The organism is Streptomyces sp. NPDC058001 (assembly GCF_042886315.1).
Classification (GTDB): Bacteria; Actinomycetota; Actinomycetes; order Streptomycetales; family Streptomycetaceae; genus Streptomyces.
In genome coordinates this window covers 22,560-43,950 of sequence record NZ_JBHVQT010000026.1, presented here as the reverse complement: position 1 = coordinate 43,950, position 21,391 = coordinate 22,560, and the positions used below count along the sequence as shown (strand labels likewise).

Here is a 21,391-nt window from a genome sequence, read left to right as displayed (position 1 = left end):
CGCAGAGCAAGTGGGCAGAGGCTGTCAGTTGGCCTTTGCCTGCTCTTCGGCGCGGGCGCGGGTGGTGGCGAGGCGGTAGGAGTCGGTGCCGGTCTCGATGATGGCGCCGCCGACCCCGGAACGGGTGGCGGATTTCTTCGACTTCCTCAAGGTCCGGATCGCCACCGCTCGCAACACGCTGGCCTGCGGTCGGAAGAGGCTTCCTTGCTGGACCGTCCCGATGTCCGCTTCTCGCGGGGCCCGTTCGGAAAACTCCACGTGCGATTCGGCAAGGGCGCCCGCACTTCCGGCCTGCGGCCGCGCTGGGTGCCCGTGCTGGACGGCCTTGACCTCGTCCTGCACTGGTTCCTCGACGACGTGCGTCGCAAGTTCCCCAACGTGCCGGTGCTGTTCGCGGACGAGTCCGGCGGCAGCCTCCACCGCGGGACGATCCCGCAACCGCCTGCGCTATCTGATGGAACTCGAAGGACGCCCGGCCACTGACAGGTTCAGCCCGCATGCCCTGCGGCGGGCCTGCGCGACCCACAACTACGAACGCGGCGTGGACCTCCTGGCGATCCAGCAACTCCTCGGTCACTGGACGGTCAGTTCGACCATGAGATACGTCCGGCCGTCCGCGACGTTCATCAAGGACGCCTATCGCCGCGCGGTGACCACCACGCTGGGCGAACTCACCGCCGATGAGGGCGGCACTGCATGAAGATCCGATGGCGGCTGCGCATGGCCGCCGCCCAACGTCAGGTGTGGGCCGGCTCCCAGTTGCAGCGGCTTCTGGCCGAACGGGCCGGCCTGCAGATATCCTCCGCGTCAGTGTCCGCGCTGTTCTTCGTCCGGGCCGAGAACCTGATCGCCGAACTCGCCGAACCCCCGGACTGGCTGCGGGACTTCGCCGCCGATCTCGCCGCCAAGTACTGCGTCAGCCGCGCCTGCATGATGATCACCTTCCTGGGACGACTTCTCCTGGACGAGCAGTCCAACCACCCGCAGGCCCTGCTCGAACGCTCTCGTCGTTCAGGACGCTCGATGGGCTCCCTCGCCCGCGCGCTGGAAACCTTCTCCACCAGTCACGGCATGGCCATGGCCACCGATCAGGCCGAGCGGCTCGCGGCCGGCCGCCGACAGTGCCGCATCGATGCCGTCCCCGAGACCCTGCGGCCAGGGGTGGATGCGTTCACCAACTTCATGATGCGCTCGCGCGAGAGAGCCCGCCGTGCCGGAACACGACCTCGCAGCGATGCGACCGTCGAGACGGCGCTGGCCATCATGCGTGACCTCGCCGGCGAACGCGGCAAGCAGGACTGGGCGCTGACCGACGTCCACGACGTCGAAGCCTTCCTCGCCGGCTCGCCGGCTCGCCAAAGGCACGAAAACGTCGGCTGGTCGTGCTCGGACAGTTCCTCCGCTTCGCTCGCTCGCCGAGGGTCGAGCGGCTTCACCGGGGCGACGCTGACACTGGATCAGCAACGCGTCCTGTTCCGCCGCTGGACCACCGAACCGACCGTTCACCCGCACGAGGCACTGCTGGGCATGCTCGCGCTGCTGCACGGTGCCTCAAGTCGCGAGGTCAAGATGCTGCAGAGCGATGATCTGGCCCCGCAGGCGAGGACCGTCAGGCTCGGCGACCGCCCGCATCCGGTCTCCTTGAACCCGGCGTCACGGGCAGTGCTGGAACGCTGTCTGGCTCACCGCGATGCTCAGCGGACTGACAATCCCCACGTGATGGGCACCCGCCAGACGAAGTCCGGCCGGCGACCGGGGTCCATCGCCTATCTCAGCCACGTCCTCGACGCCTGCGGCTTCCCGTCCCGCATGATCCGCTGCACTCGACTACTTGACCTGGTCAACACCATGGACCCCAAACTCGCCGCCGCCTTCGGCATGGACCCCGAAGCCACCGTGATCTACCTCGCCAACCGCGTCGATCCCGGCCGCCTGCCCGGCCGGAATCACGGTGACGGCGGGCGACCGGCTGGCCTAGTGTTCAGCGGATGAGCACTCACGACGCTGGCCTCAACGAGTTGACCGAGGTAGTCGTCCACTCCCAGACCAACCCGGCGGTCAGGGTGAGGTTCTGTGACCGTTTCCGTCCAGACGAAGACTGCGTGCGCTACGCCATAGAGGCATGCGCACCCGGGCTCAATGCCCGTGTCGACGAAGTCGTCGCATGGATCTGGGACGGGGACCTGGTGCCCTTTCTGGAGGAGCTGGCCCGGGACTTTCGAGGGTGGGACGGAGAGCGAGTCTGGCAGAACAACGATCACGACGTCACCCTCAGAGCGGTCTTCCGGTCGGGCGGGCATGTCGGGTTGACCTGGACTCTTCGGCCCTGGCCGACTGCCGCCGGCGGCTGGGAGGGTTCCGTCACCACATGGCTGGAGGCCGGCGAACAGATGTCCGACCTCGCTGCCGATCTCCGCCACTTCCTCCACGAGAATTGGAGTGATCGTGGCTGGTCTGCCGGCGAATGAGCGTCTCTATATCTGGGGGCGGAACTTGTTCCAGCAACAGCGAAACCCCGTTGTTTGGGCAGGCAGCGTTCTTGCTGCTGCGGCCCGGAAGTTGGGGCGGTCACCAGAGATCGACGAGGCTCTGATCCTGGCAGAACGTGAAGACCAGTGGCCGCGGGGCCGCGAAGTTTTCGACCGAATCCGGCGAAGGAGCCTGAGCAGAGAACACCCGCTGGCTGCGGAAAACGCTCTGTACTTTGCACTGGCGGAACTGGTGGCCAAGCTTGCGCATAACGCAGCGGGACAGCGACCGCCTTTCGATCACGATTCGGGTTGGCGCGTCGGGCCGACTGCCTATTGCCTCGCCGCGGCGACGGACGATCTGGATTTTCACGAGCATCTGAGGCGGGCCCTGGGCGGATGGCCACAGGACGTCTGACTACGAGAGCTCCCGCTATGCCTCGTCGAACCTGTCGCAGTTCGGCAGTATCTCGCACGGGTTCGTCGGAACGTGCGCTTTGCTGAAAGTCTTGTTCGAAGTCAGGATGATCGAGCCCTTTTCGTAACGCTTGGAGATCACCTGGAAGACCAGGTTCGCCTCTACACGTTCGAGCGGCTGGTGGGCGTCGGATGCCTCATCGCCGGTGGCTCCGCTCTGTGCTCACCTTCGATCTCGCGGCTCCGCCCCGAACGGGCATCGCATGCGATGCGAGGTTCTCGCGCTGGATGCGACGCTGTAGCCCGATGGGAGACCGCACTGTGAAGCACGGGTTCGGAGCAGCCGCTCGGACGGCTTGCTCCGAACCCCCGGCTGGTCAGTTGACGGCCAGGACCGCCGTGTTGTTCGTGAGGTCCGGGTCGAAGTCGAAGGGGTATTCGCCGAACTCGCCGAACGTGGGGTGGATGCTGACGGCACCGGTCGCGCCGGGCACCACGGTGTCGATGCGCACGGAGAACGCGAACGTGCGCCGGGTGTCCTGCAGCACCCAGTACCGCAGGTTGCAGTCGTAGCGCGGGGCGCCCGTCTGCTTCGGGTAGTAGCCGCCGCCGAGGGTGCGCGGGACGCAGCCGGACGGCACGCCGGTGACCGTGGTGCCTTCGGGCACGATCAGCCGGACCTGGGCGGCCGGGTCGCCGGAGCCGAGGTTGCCGAACCAGGCCGGGCCGTTGTTCTTGAACGTGAGCTCGGCCGTGGCCGTCTCGCCTGCCGCGCCGGATATGGCGTCACCGGTCACGGAGAAGTCCGCGGTGTTTTCCGCGCCGATCTGGAGGGCCACGTAGTCGTTCTGGGAGTCGATGTCCTGGGCGCCGTCGCCCGGCTCGACGTCGATGTCCAGCCGCTCGTTCAGCGCGTGCGGGGCGAGTCGCACCCTCAGCGGCTCGGGCAGCTCGAATGAGTCGCCCGGCGCCAGCACCTGGTCGAACGTGCAGACTGCCTTGTTCGACGGCGCGTAGTCGTTGCCGTCCGTCGTGCTGTAGGTGCAGGCGTCGTACCGGGTCAGATCCGTCAGGCCGTACGAGGCGTACAGCTTGACGGTGAAACCGTTCGCGCTCATGTTGCCGTTGTTGGTGAACCTGAACGGGATCGTCCGCTCGTCGCCGGGCTGACTGTCCTTGATGTCGGCGATGGGGTCGATGGCGAGGTCGGGCCCGACGCCGAGGGTGAGCGTGGTGTCGAAGCTCTCGTGCGGCGCGGTGAGCGTGCCGTCGGGCCCGCCGGTGGCAGTCGCCTCGTAGGTGATCCTGCCCTGCGCGCCGACTTCGGCGCCGTCGGCCGCGCGCACCGTCAGGAACACCTGGTGCTCGTAGTCGCCCCCGATCGCGGGCACCACGGAGATGTCGCACACCGCGCTCGCGCCGCTCGGCGTGCAGTTGTCGGGCCAGGTCACCTCGGCGACCCCGGCGAGATCGGAGACGTCGACGGCAAGCCTGCCGTCGGTCACCGTGAAGTTCTCGTTGTCGTGATAGAGGCCGACACTGAGGGTGCGGGACTGCGGCTGACCGCCGTCGGTGCCGAGCGGCAGCGTTTGCTCGTACGGCCTGTTGATCCACAACTGGTCGGTCTGCGGCGAGTCGTCGTCAGCGAACGCGGGTGCGGCGAGGCCGGCAGTCAGCAGACCGACCACCGCCACGGCGGCGCCGGATCTGAGACGTAACGGGCGTTCAGCAGAGAACAGTCTCATTGCTACCCCCCAAGGGTGTGGTAACGCGACTGACGCGTCGGCAGCCCCGGCGCGCCGGAAGGATCATCACATGGCAAGGGATCTCGCCGCGCCCCGGTTTTCGGCCCTGTTGGAGAGGGAGGACTTCCGGTTCGTCCGACCGCCGACGGCCCGTCGGGTGACGACCGACGGCGATCCGGCTTCAGCACACGATCCGATCCGGGTGTTCCTCAACCCCGGTTATCTCTCAGCGAGTTCGCGAGAACTGAAAGGTTTTCAGCAGGCACCCGATGGTCGGGTGCCCTGGATTCCAGGGACTGGGCCGTGGGTTCGCGGTGAAGTCGCGAGGGCGTCCCGCGACAGAAGAGCGCGGTGCGGCGTTCGCATATCGGATCGCGGTCTTCTCACGCAAGCCAAAGACCTCGGCGAGGTGGAGCGGGTCGGGGCCGTGAACGAAGGCTTCCTCGAACTGGCGGTCAGGTCGTCTTCGGTGCCGCGTACGGCGTGGTGGAAGGCGAGGGCGGTCTCCAGGAGCGGGCTGAGCCACGGGAGTCCGGTGACGGTGATCTCGGTGCGCAGGACGGTGGCGCGGCCGGTGACGTCGTGGTTGGTGCCGGTGTCGTGTACGAGGGCGGCGATGTCGGCGAGGAGGGTGGTGGCGCTGGTCGAGGAGTTGGTGGGCGAGGGCGAGTTCGTCGTCGGCGCGGGCTGGGTCGGTGAAGGCGGTTACCAGGGCGATGTGGGTCTGGGCGATGGCCTGTTCGCCCGGGGCGTCGTGCTGTTCGGCTTCGGCCCGCGCGTCCTCGAAGGCGGTGAGGGCATGGTGGCTTCGTTTACGAGAATGGGCAGCAGATGTTCACCACTTTGGAAGGCGCCGCAGCACACCGGGAATTCGAACACTGAGTGAGTCGCTTGCCGCAGTCAGAAGCGGCAACTGGCACTTGCCCGCGTTGCGTTGATACTCCACGACGGTGGCAGCTGCCATTCCCGCAATGGATGAGAAAAAATGTTGGCTGGCTGCCGGCGAGCTGCGAAGATGCGTCTGTTTCCCAGGTGGAGGACATTTGTTCGTTTTCGTATGTGCGGGATGCGGCGCCGAGTTGACCACCCCGCTGTCCCAGGTCTCACTGCCAGTCCACGCCCGTCAGACGTACGGGAACGGGGCGCAGCTGCCGGTGCTCATGCGGTCAGGCACGTTTGCCGTGGACCCGGACCCCTGGGGAGGGCCGTGGCGGATGTGGGACGAGATCGATCCGGACGAGGCGGAGGCACGCGGCATCTACGCGCCGGTCCACGCCCTGTCCGACAGTACGCCCGGGGCGAGTGTCATCGCGCCCGGTGATATCCGTGGAACCCGGCTGATTCCTGAGAAGCGCGGCGGTGCCTGCTGTGGCCTCGGCGGAGCCGACGGGCCCAACATGGCCTGCGAGGCATGCGACCTCCCCGTGGCGACGAGGGTCGACGACTGCTCGCTCTGGCAGGCAGTGCGGCTCTGCTCGGACGCCGTGCACCGCGTGCCCGTTGACGGTATCCACTCTGCGCCTCTCTCCTGGGCGGAGCTGGCAGAGAAGGGGGAGAAATCGCCCCCGTTCGAGCCGATTGCCACGTGGGGAGGACGGTTGGGATCGAACCACTACTGGTCGTGGAGCCCGCAGTGGGAGGCGGCAGCCGGCCGGGCGCTCGCCCACCTGCTGGTCGCCTCCCAAGGGCAGCCGGTGAAGATGCCGGGCGGTCTGACCGCGGAGGTGTTCCAACGCTCGCTCGACGCCCTGCTGCCCGCAGGCCCCCCGAAACGGCGCGCCGTCCTGGCTGGACCGGGACGGCCCTCCCCGGACCCGGGCGTCGACATCCTCCTCGTACCGGTCCATCCCCAGACGGGTCAGACCTGGACCCCCGCCGGCCCGACTGCGTCGGCATACCTGGTGCCCCTGCCGCTGGGGGTGTGGCTGTGGCTGGTCTCTCCCCAGCCGTACTTGCCGGTTCCCGCGTCGGGCCGCATACCCCAAGACGTCCTACGAGACGACCCCCTCCCGCTGCTTCCCAACTGCCTGTTCCGGGCCGACCGGGGAACGTTCCAGCACACCTTGGTCCGGCTATCGGCAGTTCGCAGCCCGTGGCTGCGCACGACCCTCGAGAACCTCACGCAGGGCACCTCGGCCGACCTCTTCTAGATGATCAATTCCAAGGGATGCCCGCGGAGGGTGTGGGGTGGGCGGCGGCCGAAGCCACCGCGAGACGGTCAGGCGGCGGGCTGCCGGCTCTGGTTGTCGAGGTGGCGGCGGGTGGTCAGGCGTCGGGGTCGACTTCGGGGTCGACTTCGGGGTGCGTGAACCGCACGGGCTTGCCCAGCGACCGGGCGTAGGCGATTTCGGCTCGGGTGCTGTCTCCGATGTAGTCGCCGACTACGAGCACCTCATCAGCGAGCCGGATCTTCGCCCGGTGCAGATCGTCGAGTCGAACCTTCAGCGCCTCGGCCTCGACAGGATCGGACCAAAGTTCGTGCGGCGACTTCATGTCACAGCCCGGTTTGACGACAATATTTCCGGCTTTGGTCTGCCGCAGATCGGCCTCGTTCATCTCGGTCATGAAGCGGGTGGAGCCGCAGATCACGACGATACGCGGGAGGCTCAACAGCTTCTTCGCGTCGGCGAGCCTCTCCTCGGGGGTGAGCAGTTGCGGGTCCGACACTGGTTCCTCCTGGCGGTGTGGTCCAAGGGGTGCCTGCGGAGACGAGAACGAGGGTGTCCAAGATCGTTTTGTGACGAACGACGTGGACACCCTCGCGACAGCACTCTATGCGACGACCGACGACATGCTGAAGGAGCATCCTGGGCTGGCGCCGTGGCGCCCGCCGGTCGGCATTACGCCCCGCCTGAGCGATGCCGAACTGGTCACCCTCGCCACGATGCAGGCCATACCCGGCTACACCTCCGAGGCCAAATGGCTCCGCCATGCCCGTGCCCACCTGCGCCACCTCTTCCCCTATCTGCCCCAGCAGCCCGGCTACAACAAGCGGCTGCGCAAGGCCGCCGGTCTGATGCGAAGCGTCAACCGGATCCTGGCCGCCACCACCTCGGTGTGGAGCGACAACGTATGGGTCGTGGACTCCACCCCGGTGGAATGCGGCCGCTCCCGCGAGACCGTCGAGCGCTCCGACCTGGCAGGCTGGGCCGAATACGGCTACCGCGCCAGCCACAGCCGCTTCTTCTGGGGCCTGCGCCTGCACCTGGTCTGCACCCTTCAGGGCCTGCCCATCGCCTTCGCCCTGGCCGGAGCCAAGGCCGACGAACGCGAGACCTCCTTGACCTCCTGGCAGCCGAATGCGAGCTTCTGCGAGAGCGCCCCCGACAGACTCTCATCGGCGACAAGAACTACTTCGGCCGTGGTTTCGAACGCGAACTGTCCGAGCATGGAGTCCAGTTGCTGCGGCCTGCCCGTAAAGGTGAATGGGTACGGCCTGGCGCAGCCCTGTCCAAGCCGCTGCGACAGGTCGTTGAATCGATCAACGAGACCTTCAAGGGACAGCTTGACCTCGAACGGCACCGAGGGCGCACACCCGGAGGTGTCATAGCCCGCGTCATGCAACGCATCCTCGCGCTGACCGCCGCGATCTGGCACAACGACGCCACCGGACAAACCGTCCTACGCTCACTGATCGCTTACGATCACTGACCCCTTGGACTAGATCATCTAGCCGTCTGGCAATCGAACAGCGCCAGACTCTCGCGCCTCCCAAAATGTGGGGTTCTGGATCAATTTCTGTGGTCGATTACGTTTCGTGATCCTTCCGGGTGTCAGCCAAGGTGAGGGCGAAAGCCACAACAGCCCGCTGGGGACTCATCCTGGGTTGCGCCGCACAATGAGCGGATGACGTACACCGAGGACGCGGCCGCCGTACACGCCTGGGCGGCTCTGGGGGGCCGGGGCCAACTGGTTCAGAGGGTGTGCTTTGAGGGGGCGGGCGCTGTCCTGCCTTCGCGTTTGCCGGTGAGGGAATTGGCGCGGGCCTGCGTGGGAGTGTCTTCGCTGGCGGCGGCGGAACTGTTGGCGCTGCGCAACCGCGTGCCGGTGCCGGCGGTGCGGGTGAACGAGGCGGCGGTGGCCACCGCGTTCGTCAGTGAACGCCACCTGCGGATCGACGGCCGGGCGCCGACGTCGTTCGCTCCGCTGTCTGGGTTCTGGCAGGCAGCCGACGGATGGGTGCGCACCCATGCCAACTACCCGCACCACCGTGCCCGTCTGCTCAGCGCCCTGGGTATCGCGGACACGGGACAGGACCAGGCGTTGGTGGGTGTGCTCGCGAAGGAGCTGGCATCGCGTCCGGCTCGGGAGGTCCAGGAGACCGTCTACGCGGGAGGCGGCCTGACCGTGGCGGTGGCTTCCGCACCCGCTCCAGCCGGACCCGCTCTGGTCGAGACGCGGCGCGTGGGTCGGGGCAGCCCCCGGCTGCTGGCGCCCGCATCCGTGCCGGCCCAAGGAGTGCGGGTGCTGGACCTGACGCGCGTCATCGCCGGTCCCGTCGCCACACGCACACTGGCGTTGCTGGGCGCCGATGTGTTGCGCGTGGACGCCCCGCAACTCGCGGAGGACGCAGATGCCCACGCTGACACCGGCATGGGGAAACGCTCCACCCTGCTGGACCTCACCGGCCCTGGCGACCGGCACGCCTTCGAGGGCCTGCTCAGCCAGGCAGATGTCGTGGTGACCGGCTACCGCCCCGGTTCCCTGGACCGGCACGGACTGACACCCGACGCGCTCCTGGCCCGGCATGCCGGCCTGATCGTCGCCCAACTGTGCGCCTGGGGCTGGTCCGGCCCCTGGGCCGAACGCCGTGGCTTCGACAGCCTGGTTCAAGCCGGTACCGGTATCGCCGCGATCGAGGCCACGGCCGACGGCCACCCCGGTGTACTGCCCGCGCAGGCGTTGGACCACGGAACCGGGTATCTGCTCGCCGCCGCCGTCCTACGTGCGCTGAGCGACCGCCAGGCCACCGGCGGCGGGCGGCATCTTCGGCTCTCCCTGGCAGGCACGGCGTCCTGGCTGCTGCATGACATCCGCTCCACCCCCGCCCAGGGCGAAGCCGACCTCTACGACCCCGGATCCTGGCTCACCGAGACCGAATCGCCCTACGGTCTGCTGCGTCATGTTCTGCCTCCGGTCCACTATGACGGCGCACCCGCGAACTGGAACCGTGCACCTACCCAGTGGGGTACCGATCTGCCGAACTGGGCTTGAACGGAAGCGAGGGGCACGGCCGAGCCGTTGTGGCTTTTGGTCTCTCCCTGGCTGACCCCCTTCACGCCAGGAGGACCCGTTTCCGGAGGAGTGAGAAGCCAGCTCGGCCGTACATTTGACGCTTGATCATTTTGATCCGGTTGACATGGCCTTCGACGATCCCCGAGTTCCAGGGCAGGATGAGACCCGCGATGACGGCGTCGAGATCACGTTCGAGGCCGTTGATGAAGGTGTGCATGCTGGGCAATCGTCCGCGCGGACCGCCGCCATCCATTCGCGGAGTCGACTGCCCTGGAGCTGAGTGAGCATCTGAGCGAAAGTACGGACATGCCTGGTCAGAGCCTCCAGTTCAGGGCAGTGCACCAGGACGGACTTGAGTTTGAGCCGTTCAGTCTCCGGGAGGGAATCCGGGTGAGTGAGGATCCACCTGTTGACCGTCCGAGGTGTGGGTGGCCGCGTGCCCGTCGGCGTCGGTCCACGGAAGGAGCGAAGATATGCGCGTACGGTTCCGTAGCCACCAGCATATCCATGCTCCTTGATCTCCTCCCAGAGCGTCCACGCGTTCATGCATCCCTCGGCCCACGGTTCGTGCAGGTACGGCTTGAAGTCGTCGAGTTTCGTAGGCCGGTTCTGCTACTGCCCATGAAAGAGCTCCTCTGGGGCAGCGGCGTCGGCGAGGCGTTTGACCGTCCGGTGAGTCATGTGGAGCTGGCGGCCGATGGCTCGCCTGCTGTGGCCCTCGGCCAGCAGCGCGTGCACGATTGCGTGCTTCTCACGGGTGCGGTCGGCGAACCGGTGCCCCGTGGGCCACGGTGACGTCGTCGACCCATCGGCTGCCTGAGGAGCCTTGGCGGACTCCTGGCGTGGCAGGGTGAACGGTACCCGCAGGCAGGCCCGATGCCGCGACACGCACCGCTCCGCGGCCTCACCGAGGTTGTGCCAGAGGTGAAATCGGTCGGCGACCTGGAGGGCGGCGGTCGGTGCCCCGGTTCTGGCGCCTTCGGCGAAGAAAGGGGCACGTTCGCGGCAGATCACCTCGATCCCAGGGCGTTTGCTGAGCCAGGCTGCGAGCGTCGCCGATTCGCGGTCCGGCAGCAGGTCCACTGGCCGGCCGGTCTCGACGTCGACCAGCACGGTCCCGTATACCCGGCCCTTTCGCATCGCGTATTCGTCGACGCCAAGCACCCGCGGAGTCCTTGGTCGCGGATCCGGAAGGGCCTCGACCAGCCGCAGCACCGTGCTGTGGCTGACCGAGATCCCGAAGACATCCGCGATGCGGGCACCAGCCCGGCCGGCGAGCGCCAGGCCCACCTCGGCCAGGGCCGACCTCAGCCGCTCGGTCCACCGGCTGTGGCGACGCGTCAGCCCCGGGACCTGTTCGGCGAACGTCCGCCGGTTGCACAAAGCATCCACGCAGGTGAACCGACGGACATGCAGGCACAGCACAACACGGCGCCCCGCGCACGGCAGATCAGCAGGAAACCGCTGATAGGAACCGTGCACCCGGCTTGACCAAGCTCCACACCCCGGGCACACGGCTCCGGCTGCACGACAACTGACGCCAATACGAATCGTCGCCTCGTCATCTTCATTCACCGACACCACGGCAACCTCTGGAGCCGACAGGAACAGCAACTCCTCCAGGCGGAGCAAGACCTCGTTCACAGCCGAGAACTGTCAGCCACGACAGGAGTGCCCACGGCTGTTTTCGGGCGACCTCCCGAGAGCCGTCCGCAAAGTCAACCGTCACGCAGAGTGGCCGACCCACAGAAATTGATCCAGAACCCAAAGTGGTCCACATCTGCTGTCCAATCTCGTGAATTAAGCCAGGCATGGTCCATGTCGCCGTGGGGCCACTTGATGTGGCCCAGGACGCGGGGTGGCGGCCTTTCCAGCCGAGGGTGGGGACGGCGGCGAGGGCGGTGGGGAAGTCGCCGCGGATGCGGGCGAGGTTGGCCAGGCCGCGGCGGGCGCGCGGGGTGAGCCGCCCGTCGGCGTCGGCGACCTGGCGGTAGTTGTCGAGTGCTGTGTCGGTGCGGCCGAGGTCCTTGTGGGCTTTGGCCCGGTAGTACAGGGCGAGTTCGGCGAGTTCACCGGAGAGCAGGCCGGTTTCCAGGACGGCGGTGAGGCGTTCGGCGGTGCGTTCGCGGTGTTCGTGCTGGCGGCGGGCGATGGCGGTGAGGAGTTCGGCCAGGGCGTCGTCGGCCGTGTCCGGTCCCGGGGCCGGGTCGCGCCGGCCGTACAGATGCGCCGCAGGTCCTCGCCGACCGGGTCGCCCGGCGCCTATAGGACCAGATGCGGCTGGCCGTGCCGGTCAAAGGCCCGGTGGGCTGGCTGATCGGTCTGGCCCTGCCGCAGCGTCAGCGGTGCGGCGACGTGCGGTGCGACGACCGGGTGCTGCTCGACTCCGGGCAGGACTGCTCGCGCTGCGCGGAGAAGCAGGACGACCGCCGCGACCAGCGCCGTGCGGTCGCGGCCCGCCGTCGACGCGGCGATGCCGCATGCCTCCGAGGCCGAGCGCCGCGCGGCGGCCTCACCCCGCACGAGACGCTGCTCTTCACCGCCTGACCGCCCACGCGAAAGGTCGCCGCACCGCGGAGGGACCGAGGACTCCTGGCAGATCACGGCTCCTTCGGCGCCGGTGACGAGGCGTCCGCGCCGTCGGTCTCGGGCACTGGTGTGCCCGGCGGGGTGAAGGCGGCAAGCACCGTGGCGGTGATGTGGGCGGCGGCCCGGTCAGAGGTGAGGCGGCCGGCGCGGATCTCCTCTGCCGCGCTGTGCATGACCGCGTGCAGGACGTTGACCATCCAGGCGGTCGGCAGGTCCGTGCGGAAGGCTCCCTCGGCGCGGCCGCGGGCGACCAGCGCCTCGACCCGGGCGGCGGGCCCGGCGTGCAGTTCGAGGATGCGCCCGGCGGACAGTTCCCGTTGCGCGGCGGCGAGCAGCGCCCGTGCCTGGTCCACCAGGTGCCAGCCGGCCTCGATGTACCGGGTCAGGGCGAGCCGCGGGTCACCGGTGAGGTTGATGGTGTCCAGGACTTCGTTGCCCCGGTCGATGGCGCGGCTCATCGCCGCGTCCACGACCTCCGTCCGTGAGGCGAAGTGCGCATACAGCGTCACCCGGCCCACGCCCGCAGCCCGGGCGATCTCGCTGAGGTTCGCCTCCGGGTTCTGCCCGAGGCATTCGGCGGCGGCCTGCACGATCGCCTCGATGCTGCGCAGCGCGTCGGCGCGCTTGGTAGCCGTGGAGTTCTTGCTGCCCATGGCGCCCATCCTACCCCGGTAAGTCGTACAGCACTGTTTGGTTTATACCCCCGGGGCGTATAACGTGAACACTACTGTTCGACTTAGTTATGAGGAGTGAGCGTCATGAGCGACACAGGAACCACCACCAGCCGCGCGCAGGATGCGCCGCATCCGCTGCGCTGGACGGCCCTGGGACTGCTGGGGCTGGCCCAGCTGATGCTGATCCTCGACATCACCGTGGTCGCGATCGCCCTGCCGGACATGGGTGCCGAACTGGACCTGGACCGCGCGGCGCTGACCTGGGTGGTCAGCGGATACGCCCTGACGTTCGGGAGCCTGATGCTGCTGGGCGGCCGGGCCGCGGACCTGTTCGGTCCTAAGCATGTCGTCCTGGCCGGGCTCGTCGTGTTCACCGCCGCGTCACTGGCCGCCGGGCTTGCCACTGGCGCCCCGCTGCTGCTCGGCGCCCGTATCGCCCAGGGGGCGGGTGCCGCGATGATCTCGCCCGCTGCGCTGTCGGTGGTGGTGCGGCTGTTCGACGGCGACGAACGCAACCGCGCGCTGGGCATCTGGTCGGCGCTCGGCGGCGGGGGTGCCGCCCTCGGCGTGCTGCTGGGCGGGCTGATCACAGCAGGTCCGGGCTGGGCCTGGGTCTTCTTCGTCAACGTCCCCATCGGCCTGGCCGTCCTCGTCGCACTCGCCCGGATCCTGCCCCGCCTGCCCCGCGCGGCCACCGGCTCCCTCGACATACCCGGCACCCTCCTGGTCGCCGTCGCGACCGGCGCCCTCATCTACGCCCTGATCCGTGCGGGCGACCACGGCTGGCTCGACCTCGTCACCGTGGCCCTGGCCGTCGCTGCGGCAGTCGTCTACGCGGCTTTCGCTCTCTGGCAGCACCGGGCGGCGGCGCCGCTCATGGACCTGCGGCTGCTTACCCGGCGGCCGGTGGTGGCGGGCATCTTCGTGATCGCTGTGACCACGGCGCTGATGGTGGGGGCCTTCTTCCTCGGCTCCTTCTACCTCCAGAACCTGCAGGGCCACGGTGCCCTGATAACCGGTGTGCTGTTCCTGCCGGTCGCGCTGCTGACCATGGTGGCCGCCGCGGCCGCCGGTCGTGTGATCGGTCGTCTGGGAGCTCGGCTGCTGGCAGTGGTCGCGCTGGCGGTGGCAGCCGCCGGATTCCTCGTACCGGTGCTGTGGTCGGGAACGACCGCGATGGTCACGGGGGTGAGCGTGGCCGCGGCGGGTCTGGGGGCCCTGTTTGTCGTCGCCTCCGCCTCCGCGCTCGCCAGCGTCGCTCCCCATGAGGCCGGGGTGACGTCGGGGATCGTGAGCACCTTCCACGAGTTCGGTGCCTCCGTCGGGGCGGCGGCCGTCTCCAGTGCCGCTGCCACGAGCATCGCCGCCCGAGACGCGACCGCTTCCGGCTTCGACGACGCGTTCCTCGTCGCCACGGGTCTGGCCGCGGTCTCCGCCGTCATCGTCTGGTGGCTGATCCCCGCCAAGCAGCAGTAGACCCAGGCCGCACGCCTAAGGGCCCGGTAAGGGGCGGGCCGCGGAGGCGAAGCCGAACGGCTACGCCTGCGGCATGCCGGGACGTGCGGAACTTCAGGACGGCTACGAGCGCATCGAAGTCCGCTACAAGGAGCGGTCCGACGGGGCCACCCTCACCTGCACCACCGACGAGCCCGCCCTGGTCGATGCCCTGCACGGCTGGTTCGAAGCACAGCTCAGCGACCACCGAGATCATGCCGAAGCAGGACACTGACCAATGAGCCGAGCACCGCATCAGACCGGGCCCGCACCCATCGCACGATCGGAAGTGGACAGCGTGAAGGACCCGTACGAGTTGAGGGAGGGGGTGCCCTCCGTCGAGGTCTTCCGCCGCCTGCGCACCGACGCCGGCAACCGGACCGGCGCGGCACCACGGGCGCGCATGGCGAGCGCAACAAGTAGGGCCGTGACCCCGACGCCAACCGCAGGGTGATCTGCCCCGACGGGTGGGCCGCGAAGTCCGACCATCAGTCCGCCACGACGGTCACGGACATCTCGGAGTCCGACACACTGTCCTGTGACGAGTTGGCCTTCGCCTCCACGTACAACAGCGGTGGCATGCCGGCGGACATGGAGGGCACCAACCCGGTGGCCTCGGGAGACCAGTGCCTGCAGACGTTCTCCAGGAAGCTTACGTCGAGCGGCAACTGGCACCTCTTCGACGATGACCGCCGGGCCGCACCGACGTTCAAGGAGGTGTGCGGCCGTTCCACGATGTCGGGTTGGGTGAACTCCACCTCGATGAGCCGTTTTTCGACCTTCGCCAAGCAGCTTCGGCTGCTGGATGAGGATCTGTTGTGAAGACGCCCGGCTTCGAGAAACTGCGACGCCTCCCAGGCCGTCGTGAAGTGCGACATCAGGTAGAAGTCCGGTAGCACCGGCCGGGGGTCGACGCCAGGCGCGCCGCCCCCCGGCATCCGCTGGAGGAAGAAGATGAACGACGACGGCATCGCGTGGATCGCCCGCACTGACCTGTCCTGGCTCGGCTACTGCATCACCGTCGCCCGCGGACTGCCCCCGGAGCAGCTGGTCACCCGCCTTGCAGGCGATCAGGCGCCCGCCCCTCTGGGCGAACACACCGCCGCTGAGGTGGAGGCACGCCTGGCTCGGCGGGACCGGGAGCGAGGCACCAGCGACAGCATCGCGGTGCGGTACGGGGAGGCCGGCGGGCTGGCCTTCGCGGTAGCGCACGGCGACAACTGGCCTGGCCGGATGGGCCCCGGATACACCGACGGCCTCTCCGACGGGGGAGCGGACGTATTCCAGCTGTACTGGGAGAAGGAGAACCCGAAGCTGCCCCCGCCCGTCTTCACCTATTTCCATGACGGGCAGTACATGTGTGGATTCGACATGTTCATGGCCTGGTCACTGGAGATCAGCGGGCCGCGCCCCGATCTGATCCGCGGCGACGTCGAGACCGCGGGCATCCCCGGTGAGACGGACCGGGACACCGCACACCGTAAGTCCCTCACCGTCGTTGAGGAACGGTTCCGTCTCACTCTGCCCAAGGAACCGGTGCTGCACGGGCAGCTTCCCGCAGCGCTGATCGCAGGACAGGTGTAGCGCAGAGGTACTTGCAGGAAGGGGCGAACACCGGCATCGCGGTGGCCACAGCCACACCCTTCAGGACCTCGGCCAGGCCGTCGAGCCGCGACTGTCTACGTTCCGTCACGCACCCAGGCCGTGCTTTATAGAGCGCTTGCGTCACTTCTCGGTGCCTTGGGGAGGGCACCGGCCGGGCCCGGGCCTCGATGTCGACGAGTCCGGGAGGCGGCTCTGGCCGAGGTCTGCCTGTCGGCAGCGGAGCCGGACCACCGCGTCACCCAACCCCGTAGCCAACGTTGTTGTCTTTGAACCGCCTTGATGCCGACGGCGGACGGCTCCGGCCGACGCCGCAGAGTGCCGTCCGCTTCATCGACATTCCGGCCGGCAGGGGCTGGGTGCGAAGTCCGGGGATGGTGTGGTGTTGTCTGTGCCGGTCGCGTTCCTGCTTCCTAGCTGGCTTCTGGTGTGGCGTAGGCGAAGTCGTACGGAGCCCAGTCGGTGATCCGGCGGAATCCGAGGCGTTGGTAGAGGGCATTGCTGGTGGGGTTGCCCGCGTCCGTGAAGAGCACGACCTCTGTGGCGCCTGTGGCGCGCGCGGCCCGGCTGACCTCTGCGGTGACGGCGGCTGCGTATCCGCGTCCGCGGAGGTGGGCTGGGGTGTAGACGGGGTCCACCCGGACCATGCCGGCGATCATCGGGTTCACGCCTGCCATGGAGACGGGGGTGCCGTCGGGAGTCTCCCAGAAGGTGTAGCTCTTCTCGGCGAAGCGGGTGCTGGCCCAGGAGGCGGCGTCGATGGTGACGGTCTCGCCGAGGTCGGCAGCGAGCCCACGGCACCAGCGCATGAGGTGGTCGTGGTCCTGCTCGCCCACCGGGCGGCTGTGGCCGTCGGGGAGCGGGTTCGGCGGAGTGAGGATGCCGAGGCGGTAGAGATGCATCCGGACGCGGAGTGTGGGCGTCGCGCCGGTGTGCCGCTGCCAGGCTTCGGCGAATGCGGTGGCGGTGTCGTGGTCCGCGGTGACGCCTGCGAGGGTGTGGCCGAGGCCGGTCAGATGGACGGCGAGGGCGTCGGCCCGCTCGAGGGAGAGTGGGGTGAGGGTCAGCCGGCGGGTCGGCGGGCGGTAGAAGATCGCTTGGGTCTCGCCCGCCGACTCCAGTCGGCCGAAGAGGACGGCTCCTGGGGTGAACCCGCCCGGTTGGGTCCGCCACTTTTCCAGTGTGGTGAGCGGCGTGTTGTGGAGAGCGGGGCGCGAGCGGAGAAAGTCTCCGGCGCGGGCGAGGAAGTCGTCGATGTCTTCGGTGAGGTGCCAGGCATCCGGACGCATGCTTCATGATCCCGCATCCGATCGACTCGGTGCAGCACCCGCGGCCGCGCCACGGAGGCCGGGCACCGTACCTGAGGGTCAGATTCAACCGAGCGTCCACGTCGAGATTCACCTCCCCGTACGGGCGCACCTGGCAGGGCTGGCATCACCACGTCACCCTCGTGACCGCCGCCCACGCCTATTTCACCGAACAGCGCCTGTCCCCAAAAGTCCTCGCGCCGGCCTCACTCGCTATCAGGTCCTCGACACCCTCCAGAACACTCTGAGGTGCTGGACCGGCATCTGCACCACCTGCCACCAACCCCTGCCCAGCAGGACTCCCACAACGCCAAGATCAAGACAGACCTAACGGAGTCCTATTGGTGAACGACACCGCGGCGATCCTTGCTACCGGCACCCCCCTGCGCGGACAGCAACACCATCTGGGCCCGCCGCCAGGTCACCACCGACCCGGTGCCCCTGCGAATGATCCGCAGTAACCGCGTGCCCTCATCGTCATCGATTTCGCGAACCTGTACACGCTCTGACATCCACATAGGATCTCGCCACTGCGCCAGGTCCAAGAGCAGAACGGTGTCGACTACCCCCACCGACTGGCTGCGCGGAGATCGGCGATGGAGGGCATGCTGTCGATTGCTTCGTCCGCACGTCCGTGCCTGACGAGGAGCGCGGCCGCCTCCCACGCCTCCACCTCGGCATCTGCGCGGAGCAGGCCGAGAGCCTCTTCGACGCGTCCCGACTGCTCCAGGATCCAGGCCGTGCTGGACGTCAGTCCGTACAGGTCCGTCGGCAGCACGGTGGCGTAGGCGAGGGCTTCCTCGTACCGGCCTGCCTCGCCCAGTAGCCCTATCCGGTTCGTATGGAACCAGGACGGGTGCTCGTCGATGTACTCGGCATCGCGCTCGTCGAGGATGGCCAGGGCGTCATCGAAACGCCCGGCTTCGGCAAGAAGGTGGATGACGCCTTCGAGAGGGCAAGCGTCGTGGTGGTCGAACGTGGGTCGTCCCACCTCGACGGCTTCCTCGATCCGGCCCTGGCGCCTCAGCAGTTCGATCAATGGCCAGCGGAAGCGGTCCCACTCGTCGGCCGCGATGAAACGCCGCAGGACGGTCTCGGCCTCGTCGGCCTGACCGTGGTCCTCAAGTGCCCTGGCGTAGTACGGCAAGCCAACGTGCGCGTGTTCCCCCATGCCCAGTTCGCGCAGTTCGTCCATGCGGCCGTTGCGCTGGAGGAGTTCGGCATAGGCGGTGAGCGTGTTCTGGACCAGGAAGCGGCCGGCAGCTATGTCCATCCCAAGTACCCGGACGGCCTCGTCGACGCGGCCCGCGCGTTCCAGGACCTGGGCCTGAAGGCCCTGCGCATTACTGGCCTCGAGGTTCCATCGTTCCTCACCGCGGGCGCTGCGGGCCCGCTCGGCCCTCGGTGCGAGCAGTTCGAGGACCCGCTCGTCCCGGTTCTGTCCCTCGGTCAGCTCGAAGAGGACGGACAGCATCCACGACCGGTCCAGATGCGGGGTGAGGACGGCGATCGCCTCATCCACCTGCCCCGCTTTGACCAGCAGCTCCGCAAAGTCGCGGCACACGTGCTCCGAAGCTAGCCCCACATCGTCCGGGCGGACCCAGTCCAGCGCCTGCTGCACCCGTCCCGCCTGCAGCACGACGTCGGCAGCCGCCCAGCGTGCTGGCTCCCGACCAAGCTCGACAAACGGATTTAGTACGCCCAGAGCCCGCTCGAACTCCGCTATATTGCACAGCTCGCGAGCGGCCGCCCTCGCGCAGGACCACGCTCCCCTTGAAGCCGCCCGGACCAGCAGCTCTACGTGCCCCTGCTCTACCAGCAGGTCGACCAACACGGACGGGTATCCACCGAGACCCCGTGACTGCCACTCAAGATCATCAATATTCACGGACTGAGCGTACGACCGCCCACTGACAAACCAGCGGCACCATACTCCGGTCGCTCAGTTGGCCGATCGTCGACAACGCGCCTCCCTTGAGAGATCGTCTCAACTGGACTGGTCAATAGGCTGGCGGTTGTGATGGCGATGGTGGAGCAGCTGGTTCCGGATGGGCTGTGGGAGTTGTTCCAGCGGGTGGTCCCGGCCGCTCCGGTACGGCCCCAAGGCGGTGGCCGACGCCGGTATGGGGATCGGCAGGTGCTGGCGGCCATCGTGTTGGTGGCCACGACGGGCTGTACGTGGCGCCAACTGCCAGCAGGCTTCGGCCCGTCCGGGCCGACCGCACATCGACGGTTCACCGAGTGGAGCCGGGCCCGGGTGTGGGGCAAGCTCCACCGCCTGGTCCTGGATGAGCTCGGCGCTCGCGGCGCCATTGACTGGTCGCGGTGCGCGATCGACTCGCTGAACATGCGGGCGTCGAAACGGGGGACCTGGCGGCACGGCGGCGGGTGCGCGCCGGGCCTGCTGGGCCGCTGGACGCACGGCTGGCACGCGCGGGCGGACGTACGACGTGACTCGACCCGGCCGCCGGACGAACTGTTCGGCGAGCTGTACTTCGACACGGTCACCCACGACCCGCATCTTCTGCGGCTGCTGGCCGGACACGCGTCCAAGGAGGGGATTGTCTGCCGCAGCGACTGTCCCTTCGACATGGCCGAGAGCGACCCGGTGCGGTTCGCCACGGACCACGGTCCGGCGGCGGACACCCTAATCTCCAACGCACGGGCGTTCCTCGGGCTGTGACGGGGCGTCGGTGACCGGGTGGTAGTCGCTGTCATGGCTTCGGGCCGGTGCCTCCGACAGAGGAAGGACCGGCCCGAAGCCGTGCGGGAGAGACGAGCGGGGGTGGGGGAGGACACGTGACCGGAGTCGGTGGGCGGCAAGGTCGCCGTCGCCGTGCCATGTCATTTCGCGGTGGCGTCCCCGGCCGCGCTGGAGCGCCGTTCGGTCAGCCAGTACAGCAGCGCCAGCAGCGGCATCACCGCGCCGAACAGGCTGACCCCCGCCCCAGCCGGCCGCCTTGTGGGCGAGGGAGCCGACCTCGGAACCGAGAGCGCCGCCGAGGAAGAAGGTGGCGATGAAGACCGAGTTGAGGCGGGCACGGGCATCGGGGTCCAGGCCGTAGATGGTGTGCTGGCCGAGGATCAGCGTGGTCTGCACCACCATGTCGATCAGGATCGCGGCGATGGCGATGGCGACGATGCTGTGCTGTCCGAAGCCCGCCAGGGCGAACGCTCCGGCGGCGACGACGAACGACGCACCCGTCATCGGGCGGCCCCACGTGCGGGCGGCCCAGTGTCCGGCGACCGGCGCGATCAGCGCACCCGCCGCCCCGACGAAGGCGAAGATGCCCACACCCACGGTGGAGTGGTGGAAGCCGGGACCGATCAGCGGATAGGACACGGTGGTCCAGAAGGCGCTGAACACGGCGAACATGGCTGCCTGGTACAGGCCGCGGCGCAGCAGTGCCGGGTGCTTGCGCACGAGGGCGGAGGTGGAGACGTGGAAGACCTCGCGCAGCGAGGTCAGCAGGGGCTGCGCGTAGTAGAGGTTGGTTACGGTCGTGCCGGAGGCGACGGCCAGCAGAGCGACCAGCCAGCCCGGGACTTCGGTGGAGGAGCCGGGGTTCGGCTTCGCGCCGTCGGTCCATTGCCGTGCGGATCATTGCAGAACGGATGACTGGGACACGGGACCTTCTTCGTCGGTTGCCTACTGAGAGCGGCGTGCTCGCCGCTCTCACGGGGGTGTCAGCGCCGGGGGAGGTGGATCGCTTCCCCGCTTCCGACAATGGATCTCGATATCTGTTATCTCTTGAGCAGATGAGAGCCGCCCGGGTTTGCCGGGTGTGCGGGGACAGGGCCGTGCGAGTGGCAGGGCGACCGGTCAGGATGGTAAGACCGCGCCGCCTGGCGGCGGGTGC

At 68.2% G+C, this 21,391-nt stretch carries 21 protein-coding genes and 7 pseudogenes; 17 read left to right on the top strand and 11 right to left on the bottom strand.

Annotation, left to right across the window (positions count from 1 at the left end):
- Nucleotides 1-24: 24 nt before the first annotated feature.
- Nucleotides 25-111: pseudogene (locus ACFVT5_RS42035) on the bottom strand (AAA family ATPase); the annotation flags it as partial.
- Between ACFVT5_RS42035 and ACFVT5_RS42030 the strand changes: the two are divergent.
- The 4 genes from ACFVT5_RS42030 to ACFVT5_RS42015 are packed head-to-tail and all read left to right on the top strand — an operon-like array spanning nt 98 to nt 2,886.
- Nucleotides 98-700: a tyrosine-type recombinase/integrase gene (locus ACFVT5_RS42030; protein ID WP_389899448.1), complete on the top strand. Its 603-nt coding sequence runs from the start codon at nt 98-100 to the stop codon at nt 698-700. The pseudogene ACFVT5_RS42035 and the gene ACFVT5_RS42030 sit on opposite strands and share 14 nt — an antisense overlap.
- Nucleotides 697-1,992 carry an integrase gene (locus tag ACFVT5_RS42025; RefSeq protein WP_389899447.1) on the top strand — a complete coding sequence of 432 codons (1,296 nt, stop codon included), beginning with the start codon at nt 697-699 and terminating at the stop codon, nt 1,990-1,992. Before ACFVT5_RS42030 ends, ACFVT5_RS42025 begins: the two co-directional genes overlap by 4 nt.
- Complete coding sequence (locus ACFVT5_RS42020) at nt 1,989-2,468, top strand: DUF6228 family protein (RefSeq protein ID WP_389899445.1); 480 nt, start codon at nt 1,989-1,991, stop codon at nt 2,466-2,468. Before ACFVT5_RS42025 ends, ACFVT5_RS42020 begins: the two co-directional genes overlap by 4 nt.
- On the top strand, nt 2,446-2,886 hold the full coding sequence (locus ACFVT5_RS42015; RefSeq protein WP_389899444.1) for a hypothetical protein: 441 nt from the start codon (nt 2,446-2,448) through the stop codon (nt 2,884-2,886). Before ACFVT5_RS42020 ends, ACFVT5_RS42015 begins: the two co-directional genes overlap by 23 nt.
- A 78-nt stretch (nt 2,887-2,964) precedes the next feature.
- Here ACFVT5_RS42015 and ACFVT5_RS42010 read toward each other — a convergent pair.
- Together ACFVT5_RS42010 and ACFVT5_RS42005 are read right to left on the bottom strand one after the other, a co-directional pair.
- Nucleotides 2,965-3,069 (bottom strand): annotated as a pseudogene (locus tag ACFVT5_RS42010) (ATP-binding protein); the annotation flags it as partial.
- Between the two features lie 193 nt (nt 3,070-3,262).
- Nucleotides 3,263-4,630 carry a hypothetical protein gene (locus tag ACFVT5_RS42005; protein ID WP_389899442.1) on the bottom strand — a complete coding sequence of 456 codons (1,368 nt, stop codon included), beginning with the start codon at nt 4,628-4,630 and terminating at the stop codon, nt 3,263-3,265.
- Between the two features lie 70 nt (nt 4,631-4,700).
- Between ACFVT5_RS42005 and ACFVT5_RS42000 the strand changes: the two genes are divergently transcribed.
- Nucleotides 4,701-5,516 (top strand): hypothetical protein, encoded by an 816-nt coding sequence (locus tag ACFVT5_RS42000; protein WP_389899440.1) that lies wholly within the window; start codon nt 4,701-4,703, stop codon nt 5,514-5,516.
- 157 nt (nt 5,517-5,673) lie between these two features.
- Nucleotides 5,674-6,780 (top strand): hypothetical protein, encoded by a 1,107-nt coding sequence (locus tag ACFVT5_RS41995; RefSeq protein ID WP_389899438.1) that lies wholly within the window; start codon nt 5,674-5,676, stop codon nt 6,778-6,780.
- A gap of 115 nt (nt 6,781-6,895) precedes the next feature.
- Here the strand turns inward: ACFVT5_RS41995 and ACFVT5_RS41990 are convergent, their stop codons facing one another.
- Nucleotides 6,896-7,297 carry a hypothetical protein gene (locus ACFVT5_RS41990; RefSeq protein ID WP_389899436.1) on the bottom strand — a complete coding sequence of 134 codons (402 nt, stop codon included), beginning with the start codon at nt 7,295-7,297 and terminating at the stop codon, nt 6,896-6,898.
- A 70-nt stretch (nt 7,298-7,367) separates the two neighbouring features.
- On the opposite strand from ACFVT5_RS41990, the pseudogene ACFVT5_RS41985 reads away from it, so the two are divergent.
- Nucleotides 7,368-8,281, top strand: a pseudogene (locus ACFVT5_RS41985) (IS982 family transposase).
- Nucleotides 8,282-8,626: 345 nt separating this feature from the next.
- The gene (locus tag ACFVT5_RS41980) at nt 8,627-9,844 is read left to right on the top strand and encodes a CoA transferase (protein WP_389899473.1); all 1,218 of its coding nucleotides are present in this window, start codon (nt 8,627-8,629) and stop codon (nt 9,842-9,844) included.
- Nucleotides 9,845-9,905: 61 nt separating this feature from the next.
- Here ACFVT5_RS41980 and ACFVT5_RS41975 read toward each other — a convergent pair whose 3' ends face one another.
- Nucleotides 9,906-10,082, bottom strand: a complete 177-nt coding sequence (locus ACFVT5_RS41975; protein WP_389899435.1) for a hypothetical protein — start codon at nt 10,080-10,082, stop codon at nt 9,906-9,908.
- Between the two features lie 395 nt (nt 10,083-10,477).
- A complete protein-coding gene (locus ACFVT5_RS41970) occupies nt 10,478-11,509 on the bottom strand; it encodes an ISL3 family transposase (RefSeq protein ID WP_389899434.1) in 1,032 nt (343 codons plus the stop codon).
- A 214-nt stretch (nt 11,510-11,723) separates the two neighbouring features.
- Here ACFVT5_RS41970 and ACFVT5_RS41965 point away from each other — a divergent pair, with 214 nt between their 5' ends.
- On the top strand, nt 11,724-12,182 hold the full coding sequence (locus tag ACFVT5_RS41965) for a hypothetical protein (RefSeq protein ID WP_389899432.1): 459 nt from the start codon (nt 11,724-11,726) through the stop codon (nt 12,180-12,182).
- Complete coding sequence (locus ACFVT5_RS41960; RefSeq protein WP_389899431.1) at nt 12,152-12,412, top strand: hypothetical protein; 261 nt, start codon at nt 12,152-12,154, stop codon at nt 12,410-12,412. The genes ACFVT5_RS41965 and ACFVT5_RS41960 overlap by 31 nt, the downstream gene beginning before the upstream one ends.
- 53 nt (nt 12,413-12,465) lie before the next feature.
- Here ACFVT5_RS41960 and ACFVT5_RS41955 read toward each other — a convergent pair whose 3' ends face one another.
- A complete protein-coding gene (locus ACFVT5_RS41955; RefSeq protein WP_389899430.1) occupies nt 12,466-13,107 on the bottom strand; it encodes a TetR/AcrR family transcriptional regulator in 642 nt (213 codons plus the stop codon).
- A 105-nt stretch (nt 13,108-13,212) separates the two neighbouring features.
- On the opposite strand from ACFVT5_RS41955, the gene ACFVT5_RS41950 reads away from it, so the two are divergent.
- The 5 genes and pseudogenes from ACFVT5_RS41950 to ACFVT5_RS41930 all read left to right on the top strand — a co-directional run bounded on the left by ACFVT5_RS41950 (nt 13,213) and on the right by ACFVT5_RS41930 (nt 16,206).
- On the top strand, nt 13,213-14,604 hold the full coding sequence (locus tag ACFVT5_RS41950) for an MFS transporter (RefSeq protein ID WP_389899429.1): 1,392 nt from the start codon (nt 13,213-13,215) through the stop codon (nt 14,602-14,604).
- 73 nt (nt 14,605-14,677) lie between these two features.
- Nucleotides 14,678-14,857, top strand: coding sequence for a hypothetical protein (locus tag ACFVT5_RS41945; RefSeq protein ID WP_389899428.1), 180 nt, complete (start codon nt 14,678-14,680; stop codon nt 14,855-14,857).
- A gap of 54 nt (nt 14,858-14,911) precedes the next feature.
- Nucleotides 14,912-14,995 (top strand): annotated as a pseudogene (locus ACFVT5_RS41940) (GNAT family N-acetyltransferase); the annotation flags it as partial.
- 218 nt (nt 14,996-15,213) lie between these two features.
- On the top strand, nt 15,214-15,444 hold the full coding sequence (locus ACFVT5_RS41935; protein WP_389899427.1) for a hypothetical protein: 231 nt from the start codon (nt 15,214-15,216) through the stop codon (nt 15,442-15,444).
- Between the two features lie 132 nt (nt 15,445-15,576).
- Nucleotides 15,577-16,206, top strand: a complete 630-nt coding sequence (locus ACFVT5_RS41930; protein WP_389899425.1) for a DUF6461 domain-containing protein — start codon at nt 15,577-15,579, stop codon at nt 16,204-16,206.
- A gap of 431 nt (nt 16,207-16,637) precedes the next feature.
- Here ACFVT5_RS41930 and ACFVT5_RS41925 read toward each other — a convergent pair whose 3' ends face one another.
- Nucleotides 16,638-17,513 carry a GNAT family N-acetyltransferase gene (locus ACFVT5_RS41925; protein WP_389899423.1) on the bottom strand — a complete coding sequence of 292 codons (876 nt, stop codon included), beginning with the start codon at nt 17,511-17,513 and terminating at the stop codon, nt 16,638-16,640.
- Nucleotides 17,514-17,635: 122 nt separating this feature from the next.
- Here ACFVT5_RS41925 and ACFVT5_RS41920 point away from each other — a divergent pair.
- Nucleotides 17,636-17,779 (top strand): annotated as a pseudogene (locus tag ACFVT5_RS41920) (IS701 family transposase); the annotation flags it as partial.
- 92 nt (nt 17,780-17,871) lie between these two features.
- On the opposite strand, the pseudogene ACFVT5_RS41915 reads toward ACFVT5_RS41920, so the two are convergent.
- Nucleotides 17,872-18,043 (bottom strand): annotated as a pseudogene (locus tag ACFVT5_RS41915) (IS630 family transposase); the annotation flags it as partial.
- Between the two features lie 50 nt (nt 18,044-18,093).
- A complete protein-coding gene (locus tag ACFVT5_RS41910) occupies nt 18,094-19,095 on the bottom strand; it encodes a hypothetical protein (protein ID WP_389899422.1) in 1,002 nt (333 codons plus the stop codon).
- Between the two features lie 456 nt (nt 19,096-19,551).
- On the opposite strand from ACFVT5_RS41910, the pseudogene ACFVT5_RS41905 reads away from it, so the two are divergent.
- Nucleotides 19,552-19,893: pseudogene (locus tag ACFVT5_RS41905) on the top strand (transposase); the annotation flags it as partial.
- A gap of 285 nt (nt 19,894-20,178) precedes the next feature.
- Here ACFVT5_RS41905 and ACFVT5_RS41900 read toward each other — a convergent pair.
- Nucleotides 20,179-20,955: a hypothetical protein gene (locus ACFVT5_RS41900; RefSeq protein ID WP_389899421.1), complete on the bottom strand. Its 777-nt coding sequence runs from the start codon at nt 20,953-20,955 to the stop codon at nt 20,179-20,181.
- Between the last annotated feature and the right edge of the window lie 436 nt (nt 20,956-21,391).